The following is a 25,312-nucleotide window of genomic DNA, read 5'->3' on the forward strand; positions in this document are numbered from 1 at the left end:
TGCCGCCCGCCCCCCTAGGGTGAGGCCAAAGTCCTGAACAAGCGGAGCAAGGCGGCGTGACCCGGCATATTCCCTGGATAGTGACAGCCATTATCGGCGTCGTGGCCCTGACCGTCGTGGCGATTTCACGGGGGGAAAGCGTCAACGCCCTGTGGATCGTCGTCGCGGCAGTCAGCTGCTTCCTGGTCGCCTATCGCTATTATGCGCTGTTCATCGCGCGGCATGTCATGCGGATAGATCCTGCACGGCCCACCCCCGCCGTGCGGCGCGCCGATGGCCTGGACTATGTCGCGACCGACCGCACCGTCCTGTTCGGCCATCATTTCGCCGCGATCGCGGGCGCCGGGCCGCTGGTAGGGCCCGTGCTCGCCGCCCAGATGGGCTATCTGCCCGGCACGCTGTGGATCATCTTCGGCGTGGTGCTGGCCGGCGCGGTGCAGGATTTCATGGTCCTGTTCATTTCCATGCGCCGCGACGGCAAGTCGCTGGGCGAACTCATCCGCATGGAGATGGGTCAGGTTGCCGGCACGATCGCCCTGCTCGGCGCGTTCATGATCATGGTCATCATTCTGGCCGTGTTGGCGCTGATCGTGGTCAAGGCGCTGGCCGAAAGCCCCTGGGGCATGTTCACCGTTGCGGCCACCGTGCCGCTCGCCATGGCAATGGGCGCCTATACACGCTGGATCAGGCCGGGCCGGATCGGCGAGGTGTCGGTGCTGGGCCTCATCGGTCTGATCGCCGCGATCATGTACGGACAGGCGGTTGCGCAATCTCCGACCTGGGGGCCGGCCTTCACCTTCACGCCGATACAGCTTTGCTGGATCCTGATCGGCTATGGCGCGGTGGCGTCCGTGCTGCCTGTCTGGCTGTTGCTCGCGCCGCGCGACTATCTGTCGACCTTTCTCAAGATCGGGGCAATCGCCGCACTCGCCATCGGCATCGTCATCATGGCGCCGCCGCTCCAGATGCCGGCGCTGACGCGATTCGTCGCCGGCGACGGGCCGGTCTGGGCCGGTGGCCTGTTTCCCTTCCTGTTCATCACCATCGCCTGCGGCGCGGTGTCGGGATTTCATGCGCTGATTTCCAGCGGGACTACCCCCAAGCTGATCGCCAGCGAAGGCGACGCGCCCATGATCGGCTATGGCGCGATGCTGATGGAGGCGTTCGTGGCGATCATGGCGCTGGTCGGCGCGTCGATCCTCGACCCGGGCATCTATTTCACCATGAACAGCCCGACGGCTTTGATCGGCACTGACGCCGCCAGCGCGTCCGCCGCCGTCACCGCCATGGGTTTTCCCATATCGGCCGATACCATCGCCCAGACAGCGCGGGATGTGGGCGAACATACGATCATCAGCCGCGCGGGCGGCGCGCCGACGCTAGCCGTAGCAATGGCGGAAATCTTCAGCCATGTCGTAGGCGGGCCGGCAATGAAGGCCTTCTGGTATCATTTTGCCATCCTGTTTGAAGCGCTGTTCATCCTGACAGCCGTCGACGCGGGCACGCGGGCGGGTCGCTTCATGTTGCAGGATCTGATCGCCCTTGTCGTCCCGGCCTTCAAGCACAGCGACAGCCACATGCCCGGCATCATCGCCACTGCCCTGTGCGTCGCGGCCTGGGGGTTTTTCCTCTATCAGGGCGTCACCGATCCGCTGGGAGGGGTGAATACCTTGTGGCCGGTGTTCGGCATTTCGAACCAGATGCTGGCGGCGATTGCGCTGATGCTGGGCACCGCCGTGCTGTTCCGCATGAAGCGGGACCGGTTCGCCTGGGTGACGATGCTGCCAACCGTCTGGCTGCTGATCTGCACATTGTCGGCAGGCTGGCTCAAGCTGTTTTCCGCTGATCCCAAGGTTGGTTTCCTGGCGCATGCCGCGAAATTCAGCGAAGCGGCAGAAGCCGGCACGCTGCTTAGCCCGGCGAAATCCATGGGCGAGATGCAGCGCATCATCTTCAACGATCGAATCGATGCCGCGTTGGTGGGCCTGTTCCTGGCGGTTGTCCTTGCGATCCTCTATTTCACCATCCGCACCTGTATCGCGGCCCGGCGCAGCGCCGCCCCTACGGCATGGGAGATCCCTACCAGTCTGGCACCGGCGCGATGACGGGGTTTATCAAAAAGCTGCGGCAGGCGGCCCATATGATGGTTGGCATCCCCGATTATGACGCCTATCTGCGCCATATGGCCGATCACCACCCCACCAAGCCGGTGATGGACCGCACCAGCTTTTTCCGAGACCGGCAGCAAGCCCGTTATGGAGGACGCAATGGAGGCCGGTGCTGCTAATCTTGCAATTATATTACAAATATTTGCAATTTTACGAATATAAAGTTTAATAGATTGCCCGTTTTTCTATTGCTGTTTCCCGACGCTCTGATACGGGGCGGCCGTCACTGGTGCCCGACAGCTTCAGGACACGCCCCCTGCCCATCCCTTGCGGCGGGGGGCGCCCATCCCTAACCCTTTGCGTTGAAACCCGCAATCATGCCTGCCGTGATTGACAGGGCGATTTCTGCGGGACCGATCGCGCCGATATCCAGCCCTGCCGGGCCGTCGATTCGCGCAAGCGCATCCGCGTCAAACCCCGCGGCGGTCAACCTGTCGAGCCGCGCCGCATGGCTGCGCCGCGAACCCAGGGCGGCGATATAGCCGGTCGGCGCGTTCAACGCGGCCGTCAGCGCGGGGTCGTCGATCTTGATGTCATGGCTGAGCGTCACGACCGCCGTCGATTCACCGGGATGGCACGCGGCAATGGCGTCATCGGGCCAGCGATCGTCCAGTTCCACGCCCGGAAACCGCTCCGCCGTCAAGAAGCGCCCGCGCGGATCGATCACGACCGGGGCAACCCCGATCGCCTGGGCCAGGGGAACCAGCGACTGGGCGATCTGCACCGCGCCGACGATCAACAGGCGGCGCGGCGGATCGTAGCGGTTGAGGAATGCGCCCTCCCCATCGCCCTCGCGTGTCTGGCCAGTGGCAAGATCGGTGGCCAGCGTCGCAGCCCGTCCCACTGCGCTGGCCTTCGCCACAAGGTCGAACAGATGGGGCGGAAAGCCTGCGTCCGATACCGGCTGCACCAGCACTGCGATCTCGCCGCCGCACGGCAAGCCGACATCCCAGGCATCGCCGTCCGCAACGCCATAGCGGTGCACATGCGCGGGCCGGCCGGCAATGACCTCCGCCGCGCGTTGCAACACGTCGGTTTCCACGCACCCGCCCGAAATGCTTCCTTCCAGTCGGCCATCCTGGTGCACCAGCATATGGCTGCCACGCGGGCGCGGCGCGGAACCCCAGGTGGAAATCACGGTCGCCAGTGCCATCGGCGCGCCGCGCCATTCGATCGCCTTGCGAATCACCGCGCCATTGTCGTTCAAAACATCCTGCTCCCGGTTCGTGCCCAGCATCGCGCTGCCGCCAAGCAATGGGGATGAAGCGGGGCTAGTGCAAGCGCCGGCCCGTCCATACGACGCGTCCGACGATGTCGACCAGTGCCGGGTCGATGTCGGTCCAGTCGGGATAATGGGCATTGTCGCTCAAGACGCTGAACCGACCCCGCAGCGGCCCCATGGCGATGCGCTTCACCATCAATACGCCATCCAGCCGCAGCACATAGACGCCATCGCGCAACCGGTCGGCGTCATCATCATGATCCACCATGATGTCGTCCCCGTCGCTCAGCGTCGGCGCCATCGATTCGCCATCGACGCGAATGATCGAGACGCGCTGCGGCCGCACCCCCAGATGGCGGAGCCAGCGCGCGTCGAAGGCCATGACGCCGGCCGTACGCTCATCATCATCCAATGTGCCGCCGCCGGCCGACGCACCCAGCGCCAGCCGCGGAACGGAAACGACGGCGGGCAGACCGCGACCGCGCAAGGGCGCAGGAGCGGCGGACGCCACCCCCCCCAGCATATCTTCCGACACGCCGAAATAGCGCGCCAATACGCGCCGATCATCCTCGTCCAGCTTGCGCGGCGTGCCACGCTTGATGAACTGCTGAATATAAGCGGCGTTGCGGCCGATCAGGCGGGACAGATCAGCATAATTGTCCCCCCGGTCGGCAATCAGCCGTTCCAGCGTGGCGCGGGCGTCCTGCGGTTGATCCATTATCTATCCATTATCGATAAGATTTTTCCTAGACAAGTAGGAAAATCGCGCAGAGGAGATAGGAATATGCATAGCGGCTCGCATGGGGCGAGTCGCCTTTAACGGGGAGATACGGGCTGATGCTGCTGCCATTGATCGAAACTTTCCTACGTCAACACGACATGCCGCCGACGCGTTTCGGGCGGGACAGCGCGCGTGATCCGCGGTTGGTATTCGACCTGCGGCATGGTCGCGAGCCCGGCGCACGACTGACGAGACGTGTAGAACATTTCATGAACACTTATCGCAGGAGCCATGGCCAATGACAAGCATGGATGCGCATTTCGGCCGCCCCAATCTGCTCCGAAATAAAGATATCCGCCGCCGTGGGGCCGATCCGCTGCCGCTTCTGCTGGCGCAATTACTGCTGAGGGCAGGCCGTCCGACGGTGATCGATCGCACGACCAGCCGCCCATGGGCCAGCGCCCTGTTCGAAGGGCAGCGCCATACGATCTGGCTGCGCTTCAGCGGCGCGGAGGCGCAGAAACAAAAAGATCGGCTGCTCGCTGGTCTGGACGACGCGGAATGGACCCTACCCGGCCATTTTGTGGCAGACATCGCAGTCGATGGCGAAGGGGTTGCGGATGAGGATGTCTGGGTCCGGTTGTCGGCCCTGACCATCCGCGACTGGTAACCGCGCGAATCAGCGCCGCCGTTCCGCCATCGTGCGCAAGGTGCCGAGCGCCGCGCGCAAGGCTTCGTCCGCGTCAGGTGCGACGCTGTCGCGCACTGGCACGGCCGGTGCTACCGGCATGTCGGCCAGCACGGGCGCAGGGGTGGCGCGGCGGCGGGACGCCAGGCCCCGTTCCAACCGATCGGTCAGTTCGGCGACCGACAGGCCATGCGTGGGCAGCGGTAGCGGCGCGGGCCGGGCTGCCTCGACCGGCTCGTGATCGGCAGGTTCATCGTCCCGAAGTGCTGCGGGCTGTTCTGTGTCCGCCCGAAATGCGGACGGTTCGGCTGTTGGCTCGGCTAGATCCACCGGGCGCGCAAAGGCCGGTACGGGTTGATCCTCTTTCGCCATGTCATCAGGCGAGCGCGCGGCAAAACCCTGCATCGGCACGACAGAGCGCGCCTCTGGCTCGGGCGCGACGACCAAGGGGCGGCGCTTGGCGTCGGGCCGGGCAAAAATCTCGACCCCGTCAAAATCGCGGCTGGCGAAGATGGGCGGACGCGGCGGCGCGTCGGGATGCGCATCGGCGCGGCGAAGCGCCGGGGCCTCCGCCACGCCGGTCGGCGTAGCGCGGCCCCGCGCAAGGGCTGTCAGCTTGGAAAAGGCGAAACCCATCTGTCTTGCTCCTTGGGCGCTCTGCTGTCGCCCGTCCGTATCCCGTTCATCCTCGGCCTGGCGCGGATCGCGGACCGCCGCGACAGCCCCCGCAATCAATAGGCCCACAAACCCGGCCATCATCAGCCGCGCCGTCACCCCGAGTGGCGGCGCGGCTGCCGGCACCGCTTCGCTCAGGCCACTCGAGGCCACCAGCATTTCCAGCAGGCCGACCGGCGTCGCCAGCAAGGCGACAGCGGCAGCGACGCCTGCCAGCGCCGCCATTGCCGTTCCCCGTCTGGCGCTCGCCCTGTTCAACCTCTCGACCTTCGTTTTCGTTCACGCCGCCGCGCGACTCTCACGCGACCGTGTTAGCAACAGTTGGTAAACAGGTTCGTAACGCAGAATATTGGATGACCAGTTCCGTTCACGCTCGACATAGGCGCGCGCGACCCGGCGGCGTTCATCCCATTGCGCGCGATCGGCGAACAGGGCGGCCAGCGAATCGGCGATCGCCGCCGGATCGTCGGGGGCGAACAACATGCCCGTCACCCCGTCCTCAATTAGTTCGCGATGACCGCCGACATCGGAAGCAGCCACCAGCCTGCCCTGGGCCATCGCCTCCAGCGGCTTGAGCGGCGTCACCAGATCGGTCAGCCGCATCGCCTTGCGGGGATAGGCCAGCACATCGACTTGCGCATAATAATGTTCGACTTGATCATGCGGCACGCGGCCGACGAAGGCGATATGATCGGCGAAGGGCGACGCCATCGCCTGCGCGCGCAACGCCTGCTCCATGGGTCCGCCACCGACCAGCAGCAGCTTTGCCTGCGGCCGCGCGCGCACGAGTCGCGGCATGGCGGCGATCAGGTCGTCCAGCCCCTCATAATCATAGAAGCTGCCGATGAAGCCGACCACGTCCGCGCCGTTCAGCCCCAGCTTTGCCGTCAGGCCGGGATCGCGCGGCACCGGCGCCCCGAACTGATCCATATCGACGCCATTGGGCGACACGATGATCTTGGACGGATCAATGCCGCGCGCGACAAGATCGCCGCGCAGGCCTTCGCATATCACCGCGACCGCATCGGCATCCCGCACGGCGCGGGTTTCCAGCTGCCGCGTCAGCCAATATCGGGGGCTGCCTTCCCGCCCCGTGCCGTTGCCGACCGCCGCATCCTCCCAGAAAGCGCGGATTTCGTAGATCATCGGAATGCCGTGCCGCCGCGCGACGCGCTGCGCGGCGATGGCGTTCAGGACCGGCGAATGCGCATGAATCACATCGGGCCGCCATCGCTGCACCAGGGCCTCGATCGCTTCGGTATGGGCGGCAAGATCGCGCCACTCGCGCACCAGTGCATTGCCCGCCGCCGGCGTTCCAGGCGTGCGGTGAAAGACCAGACCGTCCACCATCTGCTCATCCGGTCCGGCGGCACTATGCCGCCGCCCGGTAATCCCGCGTACATCCCACCCCTTGGCGATCTGCGCACGCAGGATCGCCCGGGTCCGGAACGTATAGCCGCTGTGCATCGGCAGACTGTGGTCCAGCACATGAAGAATGCGAGTCATAGCCGGTCCTGTCTGCGGCAAAAGGTTTAACGGCCCGTCAACTCTGTCAGGCTAGGACACAGGTCCCGAAGCGATAGTCCAAGCGAGCCATGATAGACACTTTGTCCCTGTTGATCAGCCATGGCGTCATCCTGCTCGCCGCCTGGCGGCTTTTGCCGCGTGCCGATCTGGATCGCGATCCGCCGGCGCAGGAGCCGCATGGCGATGCGTGACCTGTTCTTCATCGCGTTTCTGGGCCTGTTCGGGTTGATGGGGCTGCGGCGGCCGTTCCTGCTGGTCGCGGTCTATGCCTATATCGACATCGTTTCGCCGCAGCGACTTTCCTATTTCCTGCTCAATTCGATTCCGATTTCCGCAATCGCCTTTGCGATGATGGTGGGCGCATGGCTGCTGGTCGATGACAAGAAGGATTGCCGTTTTTCCGCGCGGCAGGGATTGATGCTGCTGCTGCTCGCCTGGTGCGGCTATACCACGCTGACGGCCGATTTCCCGGTCGAGGCGCTGACCAAATGGAATTGGGTTTGGAAGGCGATCATCGCGGGCGTCTTCCTGCCGCTGGTGCTGCGCACGAGGCTGCGGATCGAGGCGCTGGCCCTGTTCATGGTGCTGTGCGCCAGCACGATCATCATCAATGGCGGCATGAAGACGGCCCTGTCGGGCGGCGGCTATGGCGTGCTCAACCTGATGGTTGAAAATAACAGCGGCCTCTATGAAGGCAGCATCATTTCCTGCGTGGCGATCTCGCTGATCCCGCTGATCCTGTGGCTGTCGAAACATGGCACCGTCTTCCGGCCCGACTGGAAGGTGAAGATGTTTTGCTACTGCCTGTGCCTCGCTTGCCTGCTGATGCCGGTCGGGACAGAGGCGCGCACCGGCCTTGTCTGCATCGTCATTCTGGCCGGGCTGATGCTGATGCGTTCGAAGCGCAAATTTGTTTACGGCCCGCTGATGCTGCTGGCGGCGCTGATCTCCATCCCCTTCCTGCCGGCCAGCTTCACGCAGCGGATGCAGACCATCGAAAATCACCAGGGGGATGAAAGCGCCTCTACCCGGGTCGCGGTGTGGATGTGGACGCTCGATTATGTGAAGGAGCATCCGGGCGGGGGCGGCTTCGACAATTATCTGCAGAACAGCTTTACCTATTTCGCGCAGAGCACGGTCACGGACAGCGGCGGCACGCGAGTCGAGCGGCGGTTGGTGACGGACCGGGGCCGCGCCTATCATAGCGCCTATTTCGAACTTTTGGGCGAGCAGGGCTATTTTGGCTTTGCGGTGTGGGCGTTGCTGCACCTCATCTGCTTCATCCGTACCGAAGCGATCCGCCGCGCCTATCGCAAGCGTGATGGCCCGGACGATGCCTGGGTCGCGCCCTTCGCGCTGGCGCTGCAACAAGGCCACATCATCTACATGATCGGATCGCTGTTCGTGGGCATCGCCTATCAGCCCTTCATCTTCATGATGCTGGCATTGCAGATCGGGCTCGACACCTATCTGACGCGCAAGCGCAAGGCGGCGGCCAAACAGCAACTGGACAGAGCCATCGCTCAGGGCAACGGGGCGATGGCGTGAGGGGCGATATGACGCCGCTCACCGCGGCACACGGACTGCTGCTTGGCCTGTTCCTGGCCTTGCCATGGCTGGGGCGGAGCGAATGGCTACCCTGGGGCGGGGAGGTGCTGTTCCTGGTCGGCGGATTTCAGGTGCGGGTGGCGGATCGGCGCTGGAACGCGCGTGGCGGCCCACTGGACTGGATCAGCCATATCCGCATGGCCCCGGCGCGGCTGCTGCCCTGGGGCGCAATGGCGATCATTGCCGTAATCGCGCGTCGCCCGCAGGATGCGCAGGCGATAGCCCTGGCAGCGATCCTGAGCGAAACGCTGGTCTATCCGGCTTGCGTTCGCCTGCTGGGCAAAACGACCCGCGCCATCGCCGGCGCACTTTTGTTGATACTGTTGGCGACGCTTGGGATGATGGACGGCAGCAATGCCCGCTTCGCCCTGTCATTCATGGCGGGCGTCGCGACCGGTATCCTCTGGCTTCGGGGACCGGACGGCGACCTTAGGACGACCATGCTGGCCATCACAAGTGTCGCCATCGCTGTCGGCGTGGCAGTCACAGTTCCTCAACTGCTGCCGCTCGCGTGGCCGTTGACGGCCATCAGCGCGACATTGGCGCTGGCGCATCTGTCGATGCTGCGCCGCCGCCCCATGCCGTGGCAATCAGGCGGCGACGCTATCCGTCGATTCAGGCGGGGACCGCAGCCCCTTGCGTCACCGCCTTCTTGAAGGCGTCGACAAAGGCGGGGATGTCGTCCGGGTTCCGGCTGGTGATCAGATTGCCGTCGACCACGACTTCCTGATCGACGACCTGCGCGCCGGCATTGGCAAGATCGGTACGCACGGACGGCCAGGATGTAACGGTCTTGCCATCGACGCAGTCTGCTTCGACCAAGAGCCAGGGACCGTGACAGATGGCGGCGACGGGCTTGCCCGATGCGACAAAGTCGCGGACGATGCGCACCGCGCGCTCATTGGTCCGCAGCGTGTCGGGATTGGCGACGCCGCCGGGCAGCACCAGCCCGTCATAGTCCTCGATCTTGACGGACTCCAAGGTCATGTCGGGCGTGATCGTATCGCCCTTTTCATCATGCTGCATGCCCTGGATCGGATCAGTGGCGGGCGACGCGAGCGTGACCTTCGCACCGGCGTCGATCAGCTTCTGGCGCGGCTCGAACAATTCGGACTGTTCAAACCCGTCGGTGGCGACGATCAGGATGCGGCTCTGCTCAATGGCTGGCATAAATCTCTCCTTCGTTTGGGGTGAGATCCTTCAACGGGCGAGCGCCCGCGGGGTTGCGGAACGAAGCGACGAACGGCGGGTTTTGCGGCATGAGAAGGAAAATATGGTCCAGTCCGCACTCGTCCACACGAATGATACAAGCCCCGGCATCACGCGACGCGCACTCAAACGCGGATGGGCCTATTATAACGGTGACGGGCAGCGAATCACCGACCGGGACGAAATCGACCGGCTGAACGCCATCGCCCTGCCCCCCGCCTATAGCGACTGCTGGTTCTGCGCGTCCCCCTTTGGCCATATCCAGGCGACGGGTTATGACGACAAGGGACGCAAGCAATATCGCTATCATCCCGATTTCCGCGCAGCGCAGGAAGCGGCGAAATATGCCGGCTGCCCGGACTTCGGCCGCGCCCTGCCCAGGTTGCGCGCCCGGCTGGACAGCGACCTGTCGAAGCACGGCCTGCGCAAGGACCGCACGATTGCCGCCGTCGTCCGCCTGCTGGATCTGGCCAAGCTGCGCGTGGGCAATGAACATTATGCCACCACCAACAAAAGTTTCGGCGCCACAACGCTGCGGCGGCGCCATTTTGACATCGCCGGACGCAAGATCATGCTGCGCTATCGCGCCAAATCGGGCCAGGAACGGGAACTGGCGGTGACGGATACGCGGCTGTTGCGCTTCGTGCGGCAGGTGCAGGACCTGCCCGGCCAGCATTTGTTCCAATATCTGGATGAAGACGGCGACGCCCGTCCGATCAATTCGTCCGACGTCAACGCCTATATTGCCGAGGCCATGGGCGCGCCCTTTACGGCCAAGCATTTCCGCACCTGGGGCGCGTCCGTCATCGCGTTCGAACAGCTTGCGACCGGCCCGGTGTCGCTTAAGGCAATGATCGCGCCGGTCGCTGAAGCGCTCGGCAACACGCCGGCGATCAGCCGCAAATCCTATATCCATCCGGCCCTTATCGCCTTGTGCAAGGATGGCCAGGAGGATTGGCGCAGCACGCTGCGTCTGCCGCGCCGCACCCGCTATCTCTCCCGCATGGAACGGGGCCTCATCGCCTTCCTCGACGACATCGCCGATTGTAGCCCATTGGCCGCAGCGGCTTGAATCCGACCACCGTCATGCTCTACCCCCGGAGCTAAACCGGCGGGTCCGCGATCCGCCTCGATATTCCAGCCAGCAAGACAGGACAGGCATGGCCGACGCAAAAGACCCCGCCCTCCCGACAAAAACCATGCGCGCGCCCGACTTTCAGGCGATGTGGAGAGATACGGCCGACTGGTTTGCCGTCCATTATATGCAGATCCTGATCGCCATCGGCGCGGCCATCGTCATCTATCTGCTGCTCGCCACGCTCAAGGGACTGGGCAAGCGGTACAAGGGCAGCCGCGGTGATACGATCGGCTACACCAATGTGCTGGGCCGGACGGTCTCCAAGACCACGCATTTCTTCATGGTGATGGTGTCCGCCCGGCTGGTGGCGGGTTATGCCGACGCGCCGCCCGTCGTCTATCGCACCATCGTTTTCCTGTTCACCATCGCCACCGTCTTGCAGGGCGCGATCTGGGCGCGCGAAGTCATATTGGGCCTAATCGAACGGCGCACATTGGCGGAGGATGGCCAGGGCGAAACGCTCGCCAATGCCATGGGCCTGATCCGCGTGCTGGTGACGGTGGCGTTGTTCGCGATCGCAGGGATCGTCGTGCTCGACAATCTGGGCGTCAACGTCACCGGCCTGGTCGCGGGCCTTGGCATCGGCGGCATCGCCATCGGCCTCGCCGCGCAGGGGATTTTTTCCGACCTCTTCGCAGCGCTGTCGATCATTTTCGACAAGCCGTTTCGCCGGGGCGAATCCATTTCCTATGATACGACGACCGCCACAGTGGAAAAGATCGGCCTTAAATCGACCCGGCTGCGCGCGTTGACGGGCGAGAAGAAAGTGATTTCCAACGCCAATCTGCTGCAAAAGGAAATCACCAGCTACCACACGCTCGACCATCGCCGGCTGAAATTCGCCATCGGCGTCATTTACCAGACCGCCCCGGATGTCGCCGAACAGATCCCCGACATCCTCAAGGGCATCGTCGATGATCTGGGCGGCACCTTCGTTCGGTCCGGCTTTGTCGGATTTGGCGCGTCCAGCCTTGATTTCGAGCTGGAGTTCGAAGTCTATCTTCCAGGGTGGGACGACATCTACAAAATCCGCCACAATATCGGCCTCGCCATCCTGCGTCAGTTCAACGAGCGCGGCATCGAGTTCGCCTATCCGACACAGACGACCTTCACCGCTGCACCGGACGGCCGGATGATCATGCCCTATGCGGAAGTGCAGCCGGTCAAGCGCGTCGACCTGGAGGGATGACGGCGGTCTGGCGCGCAGGCGACTCGCCTCATCGGCGCGCGCTTGCTGGGGCGAGGCCAGTTCCCTAGCGGCCTTGATCATGAAGATCATGCCATTCCTGCTCGCTGCCGCCGCTTTTGCCGCGCCTCAGGCCGCCTTGGCCCAGGGGTTGGGCGCTGAAATCAACTATGGCCGCGCCGACGGTCATTGGGGCACCGAAATCGGGGCGGGCTATGCCTTCGACATGGCCGGTTTCAGCCTGACGCCCGGCGGCGGTGTTTATCTCCGCGATGGCGACACCAAGCTCTATGGGCGGGTGGAAGCGGCCTATACCATCCCCCTGTCAGCCAGGATCGGAGCTGGTGCGCGGATTAGCGGCGACGACGTCCGCCCCTATGCCACTGTCGCCATGCCATTGCTGCCCAAGGTTCGGGCCAAGGCCAATGTCGGGCCGAAATATTATGCCCTGGGCCTGACGCTGGGTTATTGAAAGACGACCGCTAAGATACTGTCACAGGCCGGTTGTTTTACCGCAATTGCGTGCCGGATCATCTTGCACCCTATGCGCGCGCCGCATGAACGGGCATAGAGTCGCCGCCTTGCATCAGGAGATGATTGTCCGTGACGTCCCGTGAGCTTACCGGTTTCCTGCCCCTTGACGACAGGCACTTGACGGACGCGCAATGGTCGCGCCGGCTGTCCGACATGGCGTGGCGCATCGGTTTCGGGGCGATGGGCTGGCCGTGGCTGCTCGCCAGCCTGTCGGGCGGTCGCAAGGCGGACAAGCGGGCCTTGCTTGACGATTTGGGTCTTGCCCATGACGCCCTGCCGCATCTGGGAAGCTGGAAGGCGGATGTCGGCTTTTTACGGCATATTGTTCGGGAAATTGCCCGGCTGCGCCCGGCCCATGTGGTGGAACTCGGCGCGGGCGCGTCATCGCTGGTGGCTGCGCGCGCTTTGCAACTACATGGCGGCGGGCAATTGCACAGTTTCGACCAGCATGGTGGGTTCGTTGATGCGACGCGGCAATGGCTGGGCGACCATGGCCTGTCGGTCGACATTCGCCACGCTCCGCTGACGCAGGACAGCAGCGACTGGCCGGGGCGCTGGTATGCGCTGGACGGGGTGCCGGACCAGATCGACCTCATCATCATCGACGGTCCGCCCTGGAGCGTGCATCCGCTCGTGCGCGGCGCGGCAGACGCCCTGTTCGCACGATTGTCCCCCAATGGCGTCGTACTGCTGGACGATGCGGCGCGGCCCGGCGAACGACTGGTCGCGCGCCGCTGGCGACAACGCTGGCCCCATATCGACTTTCGGCTGGTAAAGGACGGGACCAAAGGGACGCTGGTCGGCCGTCGACGCGACACCTCTGTGCCGGTCGCCAATGACAACGACCGCGGCCGGACCTGGCGTCATATCCAGCGCGCCGCCGGGATCGCGGCTTTGATCGGCGCGGGTTGGATCGCGCGCGGCGAACTGGGCGAATTTCCGCAGTCCGCGCAGGCCAGCAGCTTCCTTGACGAAGCCGCCGCATCGCGCCGCGCGGGACTGTTGCGTCAGGCCATGGTGTCGCAGGTCGAAAGCGCCACCCTCAACCCGCAGGAGATCGAGAACGCCACCGGCATCGTCCTGCCCGAACTGCCGCGCGATTGGCGCATTACGGACGTTCAGCTGTTCCCGACGTCCGACAGCCCGGCCATCGCCATGGCGCTGGAAACGCCGCGCGGCGAACATCTGTCCTTTTTCGCCGACCGCGCCGAAACACCGGCCGAGGCCAAGCCCCTGATCGAACGGCGCGCCGCCGACGTCGTCGCCTATTGGGAGGTCGGGAACATGGCCTATGCCCTGACCGGGCAAGCCGCGCCGGCGCGGATCATGGAACTGGCCGGGGCCGTCGCGCCGGCGGGCTGAAGGAGCCATTGAGGGCGACAAGGCAGGCTGCTAAGCGCTCGTCATGGCGGATGACAGCAGCATTTCGAACACGCGGCCGGCGCTTGGCAATCTGGCGATGCTCTGGCGCTTCGCGCGTCGTTATCCCGGCAGGATCGCGGGCGCGCTGATCGCCCTTATCGTCTCATCAGCCGCGACGCTCGCCATTCCCAACGGATTTCGCCTGGTCATCGACAAGGGGTTCATGGGCGGCGGCGACATTGGCCGCTGGTTCGAATATCTGCTGATGATCGTCATCGTGCTGGCGCTGGCCAGCGCGCTGCGCTTCTACTTCGTATCCTGGCTGGGCGAGCGCGTCGTGGCCGACATACGCTGTGCGACGCAGGCCAATCTGCTGCGACAGGCACCCCGGTTCTTCGAAGAAAATCGTCCGTCCGAAATCGCGTCGCGCATGACCGCCGACACCGCCATCGTGGAACAGGTCGTGGGGTCGACCGTGTCGGTAGCGCTGCGCAACATGGTCACGGCGATCGGTGGCCTTGTCTACCTGTTCGCACTCGCGCCGAAACTCGCCGCGCTGCTGCTGCTCGGCATTCCGGTCGTCCTGCTGGTGCTGATCGGCCTTGCCCGGCGGGTGCGCACCCTTTCGCGCGCCAGCCAGGACCGGCTGGCCGACATTGGCAGCGCCGCGACCGAAGTGCTGGGCGCGATGAAGATCGTGCAGGCTTTCGGGCAGGAAGAGCGGGAAGCGGCCCGCTTCCGTGCGACGGTGGAACGCGGCTTTGCCACGGCGCGGCAGCGCATCCGGCTGCGCGCGATGATGACGGCGGTCGCCTTCGCGCTCATTTTCGGCGCGATTACCGGCGTCATGTGGCTGGGCGCGATCGACGTTGCCGCGGGACGGCTGTCGGGTGGCAGCATTGCCGCCTTCGTCCTGACCGGGGGCCTTGTTGCTGGCGCGTTCGGATCGCTGTCGGAAAGCTGGGGCGACCTGCTGCGCGGCGCAGGCGCGGCAAGCCGGCTGGGCGAACTCATGACCGCTGCGCCAGAGATCAGCCCGCCCGCGCGGACGCACATGCTTCCGCCGATGGAGCGCGGCGCGCGCCTGACATTCGATCAGGTGCGGTTCCACTATCCCACGCGGCCCGACCAGGCGGCGCTTCACGGCATCGATCTCGACATCCATCCCGGGGAGACGGTGGCCGTGGTCGGACCTTCGGGCGCCGGCAAATCAACGCTGATCCAGCTGGCGCTGCGCTTTTATGATCCCGATGCCGGGGCCATCCGCCTGAACGGCGTCGCCCTGCCTGATTTGGCGCCGGCGGATCTCCGGGCGATGATGGCGATGGTGCCGCAGGACAGCGTCATCTTTGCCGCGTCCGCGCGCGACAACCTGCGCTATGGGCGCTGGGATGCAACGGATGCGCAGATATGGGACGCGGCGCGGGCAGCCAATGCCGAGATGTTTCTGCGCGACCTGCCTCAGGGGCTGGACAGCTTCCTGGGCGAAGGCGGCGCGCGGTTGTCCGGCGGCCAGCGACAACGTATCGCCATTGCCCGCGCGCTGCTGCGCGATTCCCCCATCCTGTTGCTGGATGAAGCGACGTCCGCACTGGACGCTGAATCCGAACGACTGGTGCAGGACGCGCTCGCAACGTTGATGCAGGGGCGGACAACAATTGTGATCGCGCATCGGCTGGCGACGGTCCGGTCGGCCGATCGCATCATCGTACTGGACGAAGGGCGTATCGTCGAACAGGGCAACCATGCGGCCCTGATCGCGCGCGACGGCCTTTACGCCCGACTGGCGCGATTGCAGTTTCAGGATGGCATGGCCGACTGAATGGCCGGGGTCAGGCGTCGGCCTGCCGCCGCCCGATCTGCACCACATGATCCAGAATTGCAGGGTGTAACGGCCGTTCGAAGCTACAGCCTGATTCATGCCCGCGGGTCCACAGAACACGCGCGCGCCGCCCTTCAAAGCCGGGCAGCATGATCCAGAGATCATCGCCAGGGCGCAATTTCATGAAGCTTTGCAGGCGAAAGCCGGTGATGGACAAATCCGCGATGTGGCTGCTGAACCAGGTTTCGCCGGGACGACGAACCTTAATGCCGATCTGGACAGCGCGTCGTTCGGCAGCGCGGCGTTTGCGATCCTGTTCGAATTGCGGGTTAGCGCTCATGATCAGTCCTTTGCGGGACATTAGCGCGCACGGGTAAGCAAAATGTTAAACCGCTACGCGCCATGGCTTGACGATAAGGCGCAAAAAAAGGGCCGCCGATGGCGACCCTTGATCCGTGCAATCTTTATCCAATGATCTCAGGCAAGAAGCGCGAAGGGGAAGTCCTTGCGAAGCGCACCGCGCCTGAAATCAGCCGTCAGAAATTGCCATATTGTTCGTTGCCGACGAAACCCAGCTTGGTAACGCCTGCGCGCTTGATTTCCGCAAGCACCGAATCGACGACCACATAACGGGTCTGCGCATCGGGCTGGAACTGGAGTTCCGGTTCGACCGGCAACCGCAGCGACTGCTGCAGATACTGACGCAGGGTCAGCAGGTCGATCGGCGATCCGTTCCAGGTGATGACGCCACCGGCATCGATCGCAACCTTGTTCTTGACCGGGTCGATGACGCTGTCGGAAGGCGGCGCATTTTGTGGCAGGTCGATCTTCACCGCGTGGGTCTGGATCGGGATGGTGATGATGAACATGATGAGCAGAACGAGCATGACGTCGATCAACGGCGTCGTGTTCATTTCCACCATCGGTTCGCCATCTTCGGAGCCGGCACTCATTGCCATGGGAATTTCTCCTTCTTCAACCGATCAGAGGCGGACGGTGCCCGAACCGGGTTCCGGTTCAGAGATGAAGCCCACGCGGGGGAAACCGGCGCGCTGCATCGTGTAGATGGTGCCGCCAATGCACCGATAGGGTGTATTGATGTCACCGCGGATATGCACTTCGGGCAGATCTTCGGGCTTCAGATTTTCGACGCCACCCGCCTTCTTGATGTCCGCTTCCAGCTTTGCGACGGCGCGATCGAGCAGTTCGCTCGACGTCACCGGCGTCATGCCCCAGAAAACCGCACAGCTGCCGTCGGCGGCTTGCGTGATCGACAGGGAAACATTTTCCGGCTTCGTCGTGGTCGGCTCGAACTCCACCTTGGGAAGCTGCAGCTCAACCGTCTGTACGACGACCGGGACCGCGATGAGAAAGATGATGAGCAACACCAGCATGACGTCGACGAGCGGCGTCGTGTTGATGTCGGACATCGGCTTGTCGTCACCGCCGTCGGAGCCAACACTCATTGCCATTGATATTATCCTAACCTTGGTGTCGATGGCCGCCCATCAGTCTGGGAGACGGGTATGGGAGCCATGGTCGGCGGGGAACCGGGCGGTCGCAGCCGCCACCCGATTCCCGCAACCGTCGTCTTGAGACCGATCAGGCCTTGGTCGGCGTGGCGGCCGGCTTGGCAACCGGGGCGCCGGGCGCGGCAGCAACGGTCGGCTTCACGGCACCGTCCGAAACCAGATAGGCCAGCAGGTCGACGGTGAAGCCGTTCAGCTGCTCGGCGATCGCCTTGTTGCGGCGCTGCAGGAAGTTGTAAGCAAGCACCGCGGGAACGGCGACGGCCAGACCCAGAGCGGTCATGATCAGCGCTTCACCGACCGGACCGGCAACGGCGTCGATCGAGGCCTGACCGGCGGCGCCGATCTTGATGAGCGCGCGGTAGATGCCGATAACCGTACCGAACAGACCGATGAACGGCGAGGTCGAACCCACGGTGGCGAGGAACGCCAGGCCGCCGTTGAGCGACGAGTTGATCGCGCCTTCCGAACGGGCAAGCGAACCGTGCAGCCAGTCATGCGCTTCGACCGGATCCTTCAGCTTGCCATGCTCTTCCTGCGCCTTGATGCCGTCGTCGACGATCTGCTTGTAGGCCGAGTTCTTTTCGAGCTTGGCCGACGCTTCGCGCAGCGAGGCCGAACGCCAGAAGGTCGCGCGGACCTTCTTGCCCTGGCTGATCACCTTCTGCTGTTCGATCAGCTTGGTGAACAGGATGTAGAAAGTGCCGACCGACATGGCGCACAGGATGATGAATACGGTCCAGGCGATGGTGCCGCCCTGTTCAAGGGCTTCCATCAGGCCGTACGGGTTTTCGGCCTGGGGAGCCGCAGCTGCGAGATACATCAACATGTTCAAGACTTCCCTCTCAATGAGATCAAGCTTGGGAAAGGCGGCGCCGGGCGCGCGCCTCGCCCATTTGGATTATTCCGGCAGACGCCAGGTGATGCGCCCGGTGTAAGTGTCGGGCATGTCCTTACCATCGGAACCCTTCGCCGGCTTGAACCGCGCGCGGCGCGGCAGCAGGCGACAGGTGGCCTCATCGAGATCACTATGACCGGTCGAGGAGGTGATGGTGCAGTTGGTCACCCGACCGTCCGCGCCGATGTCCAGGCGGAACCCAGCAGTGCCCGAGCGTTCTTCACGCTGAGCGCGGCTAGGATAGTCCGCATCGCTCAGCCACGAACCCGGATTGCCACGTGGCGAAGCACGCGATGCAGCAACGGGCGGCGGCGGTGGAGCCGGCGGTGGCGGCGGCGGTGCGGCGACCGGAACCGGGTTGAACACCGGGGGCGGCGTCCGCACGGTCTGGATCGGCGGCGCAGGCGCCGGGGTCCGAACGATAGGCGGCGGGGCAACGACCGGCGGCGGCTCGACCGGCTGGTCTGGCGGCGGCGGCGGCGGTTCCTCGTCAGGTGGCGGGGGCTCCTCCTTCACGTCGATCACGTTCAGCTGTTCCGCCGCCTTTTTGACATATTTCATGCCAAGACCGGTGACGAAGGCATAGCCGAGAACAGCGTGAATCAGGGCGACGATGACGATCGATATCGTGCGACTCGATCCTTGCGAGTGGTCAGCATAGGCCATTCGGCAACGACACTCCTTAACTCATCTTACCAGTGGTTTATACAAATCAGCCAAAAACGACCCAAGCTGTCCGGGCTGATCCCGGCCACCTTTGGCCCCTGTCCGTTCATTTGCTACCGAGCGAACTCCTATCGCGACGCATCGTGGCACGCAAACGCTTTATCGTTATCTTCATTTGCGTTTACCATTTCCTATCAGAAACACTTGCCTGTGACATCCGCGCCACGGGCTGAAAATACAGGACGAAGCAGTAGATGAAACCCGCCACTTGCCCTTGCAGACTGATGCTGGCCTGCCTCATTTCCGCCGCAACTGCCGGGGTTTCTCCGGCATTTGCACAGGACACTCCAATGGTAACGTCATCATCCGGCGCGTCAACGCGTGATGTCGGCGGACTGACCTATGCGGATGTCGTTGATCTGGCCGAACAGGCCCCGCTGGTCGCCCATGTGCGGATTCGCAACAGCATCGCGCTGAAGCCTGAGCGCGCGACGGGCGTGCCGCAGGGGCATCGGCGCGTCTATATCGAGGCGGAAACCCTGGGCCTGATTCGCGGCGAAGGCGGCATCAGCCCTACCGTCACCTATCTTTACGACGCGCCGCTTGACGCGCGCGGCAAGCTGCCCAAGCTCAAGAAGGATGAGGTGATCATCTTCGCCCGCGCCGGAAGCCGGCCTGGTGAAATCCAGTTGGTAAGCCCCGACGCCCAGGTCCCGGCGACGCCTCAGGCTGTCGCGCGGGTCCGGACGATCCTGTCCGCACTGGTTGCGCCCAATGCCCCGCCCCGCATCCTGGGACCGGGCGAAGCCTTCCATGTCGCGGGCACCATCGCGGGAGAAGGCGAGACGCAGATATTCCTGCGAACGGAAACGGGCGATCCAGTGTCGCTTTCCATCCTGCGCCGGCCGGGGCAGGCGCCGCGCTGGGCGGTCGCGCTGGGCGAGATCGTCGACGAGGCTGCCCGCCCGCCTGGGGAGGGCAGCCTGCTCTGGTACCGTCTCGCCTGCGGACTCCCCCCAGTCCTGCCGCCACAATCGGTTCGCACCTTGTCGCCCCCCGATGCCCAGGCCGCCCGCGCCGATTATCAATTGGTGATCGCCGCGCTCGGTCCCTGCCGCCGGAGCCGCAGCGTCCAATAAGGGCGCTTTTCCTTGGACAGGCGGGCAGACATGGCTATCAGCGCGGCATTGGGAATTAGAAGGGAAGCCGCCGCCATGACCAATCTGCACCGCCATGCCCCGCTGCGCGTCGCGCTCGTCGGTCTCGGCACGGTGGGCGGCGGCGTCATCCGGTTGCTGGAAACCAATGGCGACCTGATCGCCCGCCGCGCCGGCTGTCCGATCCAGATCGTCGCCATTTCCGCGCGCGACCGCAACAAGGATCGCGGCGTCGACCTGTCGCCCTATGAGTGGGTCGACGACATGACCACGCTGGCGGCACGCGACGATGTCGACGTGGTGGTCGAACTGATCGGCGGCGCGGATGGCCCCGCGCTGACCCTGGCACGCCAGTGCCTCAACGCGGGCAAGCCCTTCGTGACCGCCAACAAGGCGATGCTGGCGCATCATGGCCTTGACCTTGCCCGGCTGGCCGAAACGGGCGGCATCGCGCTCAAATATGAAGCGGCAGTCGCGGGCGGCATCCCGGTTATCAAGGGCATGCGCGAAGGCGCGGCGGCCAATGAGATCAGCCGCGTCTACGGCATTCTCAACGGCACCTGTAATTACATCCTGACCACCATGGAGAAGGAGGGGCGCAGCTTCGCCGATGTGCTCAAGGAGGCGCAGGATCTCGGCTTTGCCGAGGCCGATCCCGGCATCGACATCGACGGGGTGGACGCCGCGCACAAGCTGTCGATCCTCGCCAGCCTGGCGTTCGGCACCGAATTGGATTTCGATGCGGTGGCCACCACCGGCATCCGTCATGTCATCGCCGCCGACATCGCGGAAGCTGCGGCGCTGGGCTATCGCATCCGCCTGGTCGGCATGGCGCAGAACGCGGCGGTCGATGGGCCTGACGGCGGCCTGTTCCAGCGCGTCCATCCCATGCTGGTGCCGCTCGATCATCCGCTCGCCCATGTCGACGGGTCGCTGAACGCGGTCGTGGCGGAGGGCAATTTCGTCGGCCGGCTCTTCTTCCAGGGACGCGGGGCTGGCGATGGCCCCACCGCATCGGCGGTCGTCGCCGACCTGATCGACGTGGCGCGGGACGAATATGGCGACGCCTTCGCCATGCCGGTCGCCGCGCTCACGCCCCATCAGTCGGCTGACGCCGGCGCGCGCCTGGGCCGCGCCTATCTGCGTTTCCGGGTCAAGGACCGTCCTGGCGTGCTGGCGGAGATCGCGGCGGCGACGCGTGACGCGGGCGTGTCGATCGAGAGCATGATCCAGCGCGGCGCCAATCAGGAAGATGGCGTTCTGGTGGCGATCGTCACCCATGCGGGCGCGGAACGGTGCGTGCGCGAAACGCTGGAACGGCTCAGCGGATCGGACAGCCTGCTCGAAGCGCCGATGGTGATGCACATCTTGGACTAGGCACGGGGTCAGCGCGGCGTTGCGCCCCGGAAACGATCCGGCAGTGGCGGCGGCGGGGCCAAGTCAGCGTCCGCGTCGACGATCGCGGTCGCGGCTTTGCCCAGGACATCGACCACCTGAAAGACCGACAGGCCGCCGGTGCAGCCCGCGCCTTGCCCGCCGACCACGCCGCACGCCCCCTGCCGCACCGGCGCGGCCGAAGCGCGTGGCGCGTCGCCCGGAAGGATGCGGTCTGCATCGGGCTCGCGCGGCAATGGCAGCCGCTGACGCGCGTTGCGCTCCGCCCGGTTGCCGCACACTATGATGCCTCCGCCGCTGCGGTCGCATGGCTTTACCACCTGCGTTTTCGCGCGGTAGGCCACCATCGGATCGGGCTCGTCCTGCGCCAGCCCCCTGCCCGGCCACAGCAGCATCAAAGTGAAAAAAAGGGCTGCTAGGCGCATGCGACCACAGGATCATCCGATCATGGCGGAATGATGGCCATGCTCGACAAGGCGGCAGCGACCGCCTATCGGCTGGGCGACAAAGAAGAAAAGAGGATGTGATGGAACAGGCAGGCGCGAATCTGGACCGGGTGCTGGTTCTGGAGATGGTCCGCGTGACCGAAGCAGCAGCGATCGCCGCTTCCCGGCTGATCGGGCGCGGTGACGAAAAAGCCGCCGACGCCGCCGCGGTCGAAGCCATGCGGCTGGCCTTCAACGATCTTTACATGGACGGCACCGTCGTGATCGGCGAAGGCGAACGCGACGAAGCGCCAATGCTCTATATCGGCGAGAAGGTCGGCAGCGCGATCGGCAAGGGGCCACGGATCGACATTGCGCTCGACCCGCTGGAGGGCACCACCATCACCGCCAAGGCCGGGCCGAATGCACTGGCCGTGCTGGCCATCGCGGAGGAAGGCGGGCTGCTCAATGCGCCCGACGTCTATATGGACAAGCTGGCCGTGGGTCCCGGCTATCCCGAAGGCGTCATCGACCTGGACCGGTCCGTCCGCGACAATGTCGCGGCGGTGGCGGCGGCCAAGGGCGTCGAACCGCATGAAATCATCGTATGCGTGCTCGACCGGCCGCGTCATGAAAAGCTGATCACCGAACTGCGGGCGATCGGCTGCGGCATCATGCTGATTCCCGATGGCGACGTGGCCGGCGTCATCGCGACGACCGACCCGGAAACCAATATCGACATCTATATGGGATCGGGCGGCGCGCCCGAGGGCGTGCTGGCCTGCGCCGCGCTGCGCTGTGTCGGCGGCCAGTTCAAGGGCCGTCTTCTTTTCCGCAATGAGGATGAGCGGCACCGCGCCCGCAAATGGGGCATCACCGATTTCGACAAGGTCTACGACCTTAAGGACCTGGCGAAAGGAGACTGCATCTTTGCCGCGACGGGCGTGACCGACGGATCACTGCTCGACGGGGTCAAGCGGCTGCCCGGCGGCAAGCTGACGACCGAAAGCGTGGTGATGCGCGCCAGCACCGGCACCGTGCGTTGGGTGAAGGGCGAACATCGCGTCCGCACCACGTCGGGCGAGGGATGAACCAACGGTGCATAGCGCCGGCCAGGCGCTAGTGGCTGGCCCTGTGATTGAGATCATGGCCAAGCGCCAATATGCCAACGCCGATCAGCGTGTAGACGCTTTCCTGCAACCCATGATCCATGGTCAGCGCGCCCGTCATGACGCCCAGGCCCAGCGATCCGACGGCGGCCGGCATCATGAAACCATGGACGATCGCGCCATGCCCCAGCGCGATCGCGCCCAGTGTGATTGCGATCATCAGGCCGGCTTCATGAAAGATCGGACTTTCGAAAATCCCGCCGGCGGACGCGAGCAAACCAAGCACGACGGCGGTCACGAAACAATGAGCGACGCACAAGCCCGATACGGCGATCGCCAGACGATCCAGTCGTCCCGAAATAAGGGCTTGGCGAAGGCTTTGCGACATGGTCCCGGCTACATAGGCCAGTTCAAACCAAGTTACAACATATCATCGAAAATTTACCGGGGCTGGAAACGCCCGGTCAGGCGGCCTGACGCAGGCAGTTGCGGCCGCTATGCTTGGCGTCATAGAGGGCGCGGTCGGCGGCCTCCAGCATCGCCGATCGGGTCGATCCGCCATCCAGTTGCACCAGTCCGGCGCTGAACGTCACGGCGATCGTATCGTCCTTGTCGTTGACGCGGATCGGCGCCGAAAGCCGCTGGCGCAGCCGGTCGCACAACTGCGCGGCGGCGCGCCGGTCGCAATCGACCAGCAGGATCGCAAACTCCTCTCCGCCCAGCCGGCCGATGCTGTCCCCGTCCCGCAGTTCGGGCTGGATCGCCTGCACGAAACCGGTCAGTACGCGATCCCCCCCGCCATGGCCGTAACGATCATTGACCGACTTGAAATGATCCAGGTCCATCAGCAGCAGGCTGGACCGCGCGCCGTCGGCGGCGCGCAGCATTTCGGCGTCCAGCTTGTCCAGAAAGGCGCGGCGGCTGTCCGCGCCGGTCAGCGCGTCGCGTGCGGCGACCTGTTGCAGGGCGCGCTGACGCGCCTTGTGCCGGGATATGTCGCGGATCATGCTGACGACACCAACCGGCTGGCCGCGTTCGTCCACGACCGCGCGGCTGACCATCTCGCAACAGTCCAGATCGCTCAGCGCCGTCAGCGGGCGAAATTCCGCCTGATGGACGCTGCCGGGATGCGCCAGTGCGCTCTGGCATATCGCGCGCACCATTTCCCGATCCCGCGCATCGGCCAGATCGGTCACGCCCTGTCCCACCAGAAGCGCGGGCGCGCAGCCCATCTGTTCCAACGCAGACGGAGAGGCATATTCGATCACGCCGGCAAGATTGACGTTGAGCACGACGTCGCCGCTATGTTCGGCGATGGCGCGAAAGCGCGATTCGCTTTCCTGCAACATCTGGAACAGGCGACGACGCCCGTTCAGCTCGGCCGCGACGGGCATCGACAACAGGAAGCTGAGCGCCAGATAGAATTGAAACGCCAGCACCCGCTCACCCGTCGAAAGTGGGATCAGCATCAGCGGGCCGGTGTCCGACATCGTCGCCACCCCGCCTATCACCGCAAGGATCACGATAGAGGCGGCCGCCCCGACATGCCCCACACGAAAGGCGATCAGCACCAAGGGCAGCATGGGCGCGAACAACATGGGATAGCGCGCCCAGTAGAAGACATGGACCGTGACCAGCGTGAACAGGGCGAGCAAGATCAACGCTTCGATCTTCACGGCCTTGGGCGTATCGCGCAGCCAGCGGGACCATTCGCCCTGGAGCAACAGGATGACGACCGGGGTGCATGTCAGTCCGCCCAGCGCATGCCCGGCATACCATTGCAGCCAGGATGCGCTGAACCCCACCGGCGTAGTCGCCGACGCAACGGATGCGGCCGCCAGCCCCGTGACAATGTCCGCCACGCCGCACAGGGCCAGGATGAAGACAACCAGCGGTCGGACCGACCCTGTGACGATATCGTCCTTGAGGAAATAGCGGCAGATCGCCGCCACGATCAGCGATTCGCTGACGTTGATGAAGGCCATCGGCAAGGCGGCTACAGGACCGATCCCAAACAGGGCGGTCGCAACGGCGCTGGCGAGGGCACAGGCAAATACCGCGCGTGGCCAGTAGGACATGCGGGTGGTCAACAGCTCCGCCATCAGGAACGCATTGGCGATCCAGATGAAAGCCAGCCCCCCTTCGAAGCGCGAAATCGACACAGTGAAACTGGCCGCAGCAAAATAGACGCAGCCTGTGATGACGGGCGCAAAAGGAGAGTTCGGGCTACGAAAAGAGAAGCGCGACATGGTAAAATCGGATTTAGGACGGCA

General features: G+C 64.5%; 27 protein-coding genes. 14 read left to right on the top strand and 13 right to left on the bottom strand.

The features are described from left to right. Positions 1 to 56 precede the first annotated feature (56 nt). Complete coding sequence (locus B2V90_RS20545) at positions 57 to 2,105, top strand: carbon starvation CstA family protein (protein ID WP_228220925.1); 2,049 nt, start codon at positions 57 to 59, stop codon at positions 2,103 to 2,105. Then, positions 2,102 to 2,287, top strand: coding sequence for a YbdD/YjiX family protein (locus B2V90_RS20550; protein ID WP_037543102.1), 186 nt, complete (start codon positions 2,102 to 2,104; stop codon positions 2,285 to 2,287). The genes B2V90_RS20545 and B2V90_RS20550 overlap by 4 nt, the downstream gene beginning before the upstream one ends. A 170-nt stretch (positions 2,288 to 2,457) precedes the next feature. Here B2V90_RS20550 and B2V90_RS20555 read toward each other — a convergent pair whose 3' ends face one another. Then, positions 2,458 to 3,375 (bottom strand): XdhC family protein, encoded by a 918-nt coding sequence (locus B2V90_RS20555; RefSeq protein ID WP_228221081.1) that lies wholly within the window; start codon positions 3,373 to 3,375, stop codon positions 2,458 to 2,460. Between the two features lie 64 nt (positions 3,376 to 3,439). Further along, the gene (locus B2V90_RS20560) at positions 3,440 to 4,108 is read right to left on the bottom strand and encodes a S24 family peptidase (protein ID WP_228220926.1); all 669 of its coding nucleotides are present in this window, start codon (positions 4,106 to 4,108) and stop codon (positions 3,440 to 3,442) included. A gap of 119 nt (positions 4,109 to 4,227) precedes the next feature. Here B2V90_RS20560 and B2V90_RS20565 point away from each other — a divergent pair, with 119 nt between their 5' ends. Next, positions 4,228 to 4,413, top strand: coding sequence for a hypothetical protein (locus B2V90_RS20565; protein ID WP_228220927.1), 186 nt, complete (start codon positions 4,228 to 4,230; stop codon positions 4,411 to 4,413). Then, the gene (locus B2V90_RS20570; RefSeq protein WP_009822744.1) at positions 4,410 to 4,781 is read left to right on the top strand and encodes a hypothetical protein; all 372 of its coding nucleotides are present in this window, start codon (positions 4,410 to 4,412) and stop codon (positions 4,779 to 4,781) included. The genes B2V90_RS20565 and B2V90_RS20570 overlap by 4 nt, the downstream gene beginning before the upstream one ends. A gap of 9 nt (positions 4,782 to 4,790) precedes the next feature. Here B2V90_RS20570 and B2V90_RS20575 read toward each other — a convergent pair whose 3' ends face one another. After that, positions 4,791 to 5,699, bottom strand: a complete 909-nt coding sequence (locus tag B2V90_RS20575) for a hypothetical protein (protein ID WP_228220928.1) — start codon at positions 5,697 to 5,699, stop codon at positions 4,791 to 4,793. Positions 5,700 to 5,753: 54 nt separating this feature from the next. Continuing rightward, on the bottom strand, positions 5,754 to 6,980 hold the full coding sequence (locus tag B2V90_RS20580; RefSeq protein WP_228220929.1) for a TIGR04063 family PEP-CTERM/XrtA system glycosyltransferase: 1,227 nt from the start codon (positions 6,978 to 6,980) through the stop codon (positions 5,754 to 5,756). A 204-nt stretch (positions 6,981 to 7,184) separates the two neighbouring features. Here B2V90_RS20580 and B2V90_RS20585 point away from each other — a divergent pair, with 204 nt between their 5' ends. Then, the gene (locus B2V90_RS20585) at positions 7,185 to 8,549 is read left to right on the top strand and encodes a putative O-glycosylation ligase, exosortase A system-associated (protein WP_228221082.1); all 1,365 of its coding nucleotides are present in this window, start codon (positions 7,185 to 7,187) and stop codon (positions 8,547 to 8,549) included. A gap of 8 nt (positions 8,550 to 8,557) precedes the next feature. After that, positions 8,558 to 9,265 (top strand): hypothetical protein, encoded by a 708-nt coding sequence (locus B2V90_RS20590; RefSeq protein WP_228220930.1) that lies wholly within the window; start codon positions 8,558 to 8,560, stop codon positions 9,263 to 9,265. Here B2V90_RS20590 and B2V90_RS20595 read toward each other — a convergent pair. Beyond that, the gene (locus tag B2V90_RS20595) at positions 9,225 to 9,779 is read right to left on the bottom strand and encodes a type 1 glutamine amidotransferase domain-containing protein (RefSeq protein ID WP_228220931.1); all 555 of its coding nucleotides are present in this window, start codon (positions 9,777 to 9,779) and stop codon (positions 9,225 to 9,227) included. The genes B2V90_RS20590 and B2V90_RS20595 overlap by 41 nt on opposite strands. A gap of 103 nt (positions 9,780 to 9,882) precedes the next feature. Here B2V90_RS20595 and B2V90_RS20600 point away from each other — a divergent pair, with 103 nt between their 5' ends. From B2V90_RS20600 to B2V90_RS20620, 5 genes are all read left to right on the top strand, one after another. Beyond that, positions 9,883 to 10,890 (top strand): DNA topoisomerase IB, encoded by a 1,008-nt coding sequence (locus B2V90_RS20600; protein ID WP_228220932.1) that lies wholly within the window; start codon positions 9,883 to 9,885, stop codon positions 10,888 to 10,890. 88 nt (positions 10,891 to 10,978) lie between these two features. Beyond that, positions 10,979 to 12,145, top strand: a complete 1,167-nt coding sequence (locus B2V90_RS20605) for a mechanosensitive ion channel family protein (RefSeq protein ID WP_228220933.1) — start codon at positions 10,979 to 10,981, stop codon at positions 12,143 to 12,145. Positions 12,146 to 12,224: 79 nt separating this feature from the next. Next, positions 12,225 to 12,614: a hypothetical protein gene (locus tag B2V90_RS20610; protein WP_228220934.1), complete on the top strand. Its 390-nt coding sequence runs from the start codon at positions 12,225 to 12,227 to the stop codon at positions 12,612 to 12,614. Positions 12,615 to 12,745: 131 nt separating this feature from the next. Then, entirely contained in the window at positions 12,746 to 14,038 is a 1,293-nt protein-coding gene (locus B2V90_RS20615; protein ID WP_228220935.1) for a class I SAM-dependent methyltransferase, read from the top strand. Between the two features lie 43 nt (positions 14,039 to 14,081). Then, positions 14,082 to 15,860, top strand: a complete 1,779-nt coding sequence (locus B2V90_RS20620) for an ABC transporter transmembrane domain-containing protein (RefSeq protein WP_228220936.1) — start codon at positions 14,082 to 14,084, stop codon at positions 15,858 to 15,860. Between the two features lie 10 nt (positions 15,861 to 15,870). On the opposite strand, the gene B2V90_RS20625 is transcribed toward B2V90_RS20620, so the two are convergent. From B2V90_RS20625 to B2V90_RS20645, 5 genes are all read right to left on the bottom strand, one after another. Beyond that, a complete protein-coding gene (locus B2V90_RS20625; RefSeq protein ID WP_037543540.1) occupies positions 15,871 to 16,200 on the bottom strand; it encodes a PilZ domain-containing protein in 330 nt (109 codons plus the stop codon). 196 nt (positions 16,201 to 16,396) lie between these two features. Beyond that, positions 16,397 to 16,819 (bottom strand): ExbD/TolR family protein, encoded by a 423-nt coding sequence (locus tag B2V90_RS20630; RefSeq protein WP_021227927.1) that lies wholly within the window; start codon positions 16,817 to 16,819, stop codon positions 16,397 to 16,399. A gap of 24 nt (positions 16,820 to 16,843) precedes the next feature. Then, positions 16,844 to 17,332, bottom strand: a complete 489-nt coding sequence (locus B2V90_RS20635) for an ExbD/TolR family protein (RefSeq protein ID WP_021227926.1) — start codon at positions 17,330 to 17,332, stop codon at positions 16,844 to 16,846. Between the two features lie 130 nt (positions 17,333 to 17,462). Then, positions 17,463 to 18,218, bottom strand: coding sequence for a MotA/TolQ/ExbB proton channel family protein (locus tag B2V90_RS20640; protein ID WP_009822759.1), 756 nt, complete (start codon positions 18,216 to 18,218; stop codon positions 17,463 to 17,465). A 72-nt stretch (positions 18,219 to 18,290) separates the two neighbouring features. Then, a complete protein-coding gene (locus B2V90_RS20645) occupies positions 18,291 to 18,953 on the bottom strand; it encodes an energy transducer TonB (RefSeq protein WP_009822760.1) in 663 nt (220 codons plus the stop codon). Positions 18,954 to 19,303: 350 nt separating this feature from the next. Between B2V90_RS20645 and B2V90_RS20650 the strand changes: the two genes are divergently transcribed. Together B2V90_RS20650 and B2V90_RS20655 are read left to right on the top strand one after the other, a co-directional pair. Then, positions 19,304 to 20,092 (top strand): hypothetical protein, encoded by a 789-nt coding sequence (locus tag B2V90_RS20650; protein WP_228220937.1) that lies wholly within the window; start codon positions 19,304 to 19,306, stop codon positions 20,090 to 20,092. Positions 20,093 to 20,167: 75 nt separating this feature from the next. Further along, complete coding sequence (locus tag B2V90_RS20655; RefSeq protein WP_228220938.1) at positions 20,168 to 21,487, top strand: homoserine dehydrogenase; 1,320 nt, start codon at positions 20,168 to 20,170, stop codon at positions 21,485 to 21,487. Between the two features lie 8 nt (positions 21,488 to 21,495). Here B2V90_RS20655 and B2V90_RS20660 read toward each other — a convergent pair whose 3' ends face one another. After that, entirely contained in the window at positions 21,496 to 21,930 is a 435-nt protein-coding gene (locus B2V90_RS20660) for a hypothetical protein (protein WP_293923011.1), read from the bottom strand. A 101-nt stretch (positions 21,931 to 22,031) separates the two neighbouring features. Between B2V90_RS20660 and glpX the strand changes: the two genes are divergently transcribed. Then, positions 22,032 to 23,021: a class II fructose-bisphosphatase gene (gene glpX, locus B2V90_RS20665; protein WP_228220940.1), complete on the top strand. Its 990-nt coding sequence runs from the start codon at positions 22,032 to 22,034 to the stop codon at positions 23,019 to 23,021. A gap of 28 nt (positions 23,022 to 23,049) precedes the next feature. On the opposite strand, the gene B2V90_RS20670 is transcribed toward glpX, so the two are convergent. Continuing rightward, positions 23,050 to 23,427, bottom strand: coding sequence for a MerC domain-containing protein (locus B2V90_RS20670; protein ID WP_009822766.1), 378 nt, complete (start codon positions 23,425 to 23,427; stop codon positions 23,050 to 23,052). Positions 23,428 to 23,503: 76 nt separating this feature from the next. Then, complete coding sequence (locus B2V90_RS20675; protein WP_228220941.1) at positions 23,504 to 25,288, bottom strand: sensor domain-containing diguanylate cyclase; 1,785 nt, start codon at positions 25,286 to 25,288, stop codon at positions 23,504 to 23,506. Positions 25,289 to 25,312 lie beyond the last annotated feature (24 nt).

Origin of the sequence: Sphingobium sp. UBA5915, from assembly GCF_002431195.1 — a bacterium.
GTDB classification, from domain to species: domain Bacteria; phylum Pseudomonadota; class Alphaproteobacteria; order Sphingomonadales; family Sphingomonadaceae; genus Sphingobium; species Sphingobium soli.

What these genes read in the sequence shown, in the direction of transcription:
- B2V90_RS20610 (WP_228220934.1), top strand. Translation starts at nt 12,225, where the DNA reads ATGAAGATCATGCCATTCCTGCTCGCTGCCGCCGCTTTTGCCGCGCCT.
- glpX (WP_228220940.1), top strand. Translation starts at nt 22,032, where the DNA reads ATGGAACAGGCAGGCGCGAATCTGGACCGGGTGCTGGTTCTGGAGATG.
- B2V90_RS20585 (WP_228221082.1), top strand. Translation starts at nt 7,185, where the DNA reads ATGCGTGACCTGTTCTTCATCGCGTTTCTGGGCCTGTTCGGGTTGATG.
- B2V90_RS20655 (WP_228220938.1), top strand. Translation starts at nt 20,168, where the DNA reads ATGACCAATCTGCACCGCCATGCCCCGCTGCGCGTCGCGCTCGTCGGT.
- B2V90_RS20625 (WP_037543540.1), bottom strand. Translation starts at nt 16,200, where the DNA reads ATGAGCGCTAACCCGCAATTCGAACAGGATCGCAAACGCCGCGCTGCC.
- B2V90_RS20670 (WP_009822766.1), bottom strand. Translation starts at nt 23,427, where the DNA reads ATGTCGCAAAGCCTTCGCCAAGCCCTTATTTCGGGACGACTGGATCGT.
- B2V90_RS20600 (WP_228220932.1), top strand. Translation starts at nt 9,883, where the DNA reads ATGGTCCAGTCCGCACTCGTCCACACGAATGATACAAGCCCCGGCATC.
- B2V90_RS20575 (WP_228220928.1), bottom strand. Translation starts at nt 5,699, where the DNA reads ATGGCGGCGCTGGCAGGCGTCGCTGCCGCTGTCGCCTTGCTGGCGACG.
- B2V90_RS20565 (WP_228220927.1), top strand. Translation starts at nt 4,228, where the DNA reads ATGCTGCTGCCATTGATCGAAACTTTCCTACGTCAACACGACATGCCG.
- B2V90_RS20590 (WP_228220930.1), top strand. Translation starts at nt 8,558, where the DNA reads ATGACGCCGCTCACCGCGGCACACGGACTGCTGCTTGGCCTGTTCCTG.
- B2V90_RS20580 (WP_228220929.1), bottom strand. Translation starts at nt 6,980, where the DNA reads ATGACTCGCATTCTTCATGTGCTGGACCACAGTCTGCCGATGCACAGC.
- B2V90_RS20560 (WP_228220926.1), bottom strand. Translation starts at nt 4,108, where the DNA reads ATGGATCAACCGCAGGACGCCCGCGCCACGCTGGAACGGCTGATTGCC.
- B2V90_RS20660 (WP_293923011.1), bottom strand. Translation starts at nt 21,930, where the DNA reads ATGCGCCTAGCAGCCCTTTTTTTCACTTTGATGCTGCTGTGGCCGGGC.
- B2V90_RS20605 (WP_228220933.1), top strand. Translation starts at nt 10,979, where the DNA reads ATGGCCGACGCAAAAGACCCCGCCCTCCCGACAAAAACCATGCGCGCG.
- B2V90_RS20640 (WP_009822759.1), bottom strand. Translation starts at nt 18,218, where the DNA reads ATGTTGATGTATCTCGCAGCTGCGGCTCCCCAGGCCGAAAACCCGTAC.
- B2V90_RS20595 (WP_228220931.1), bottom strand. Translation starts at nt 9,779, where the DNA reads ATGCCAGCCATTGAGCAGAGCCGCATCCTGATCGTCGCCACCGACGGG.
- B2V90_RS20630 (WP_021227927.1), bottom strand. Translation starts at nt 16,819, where the DNA reads ATGGCAATGAGTGCCGGCTCCGAAGATGGCGAACCGATGGTGGAAATG.
- B2V90_RS20635 (WP_021227926.1), bottom strand. Translation starts at nt 17,332, where the DNA reads ATGGCAATGAGTGTTGGCTCCGACGGCGGTGACGACAAGCCGATGTCC.
- B2V90_RS20550 (WP_037543102.1), top strand. Translation starts at nt 2,102, where the DNA reads ATGACGGGGTTTATCAAAAAGCTGCGGCAGGCGGCCCATATGATGGTT.
- B2V90_RS20620 (WP_228220936.1), top strand. Translation starts at nt 14,082, where the DNA reads ATGGCGGATGACAGCAGCATTTCGAACACGCGGCCGGCGCTTGGCAAT.
- B2V90_RS20570 (WP_009822744.1), top strand. Translation starts at nt 4,410, where the DNA reads ATGACAAGCATGGATGCGCATTTCGGCCGCCCCAATCTGCTCCGAAAT.
- B2V90_RS20675 (WP_228220941.1), bottom strand. Translation starts at nt 25,288, where the DNA reads ATGTCGCGCTTCTCTTTTCGTAGCCCGAACTCTCCTTTTGCGCCCGTC.
- B2V90_RS20645 (WP_009822760.1), bottom strand. Translation starts at nt 18,953, where the DNA reads ATGGCCTATGCTGACCACTCGCAAGGATCGAGTCGCACGATATCGATC.
- B2V90_RS20650 (WP_228220937.1), top strand. Translation starts at nt 19,304, where the DNA reads ATGGTAACGTCATCATCCGGCGCGTCAACGCGTGATGTCGGCGGACTG.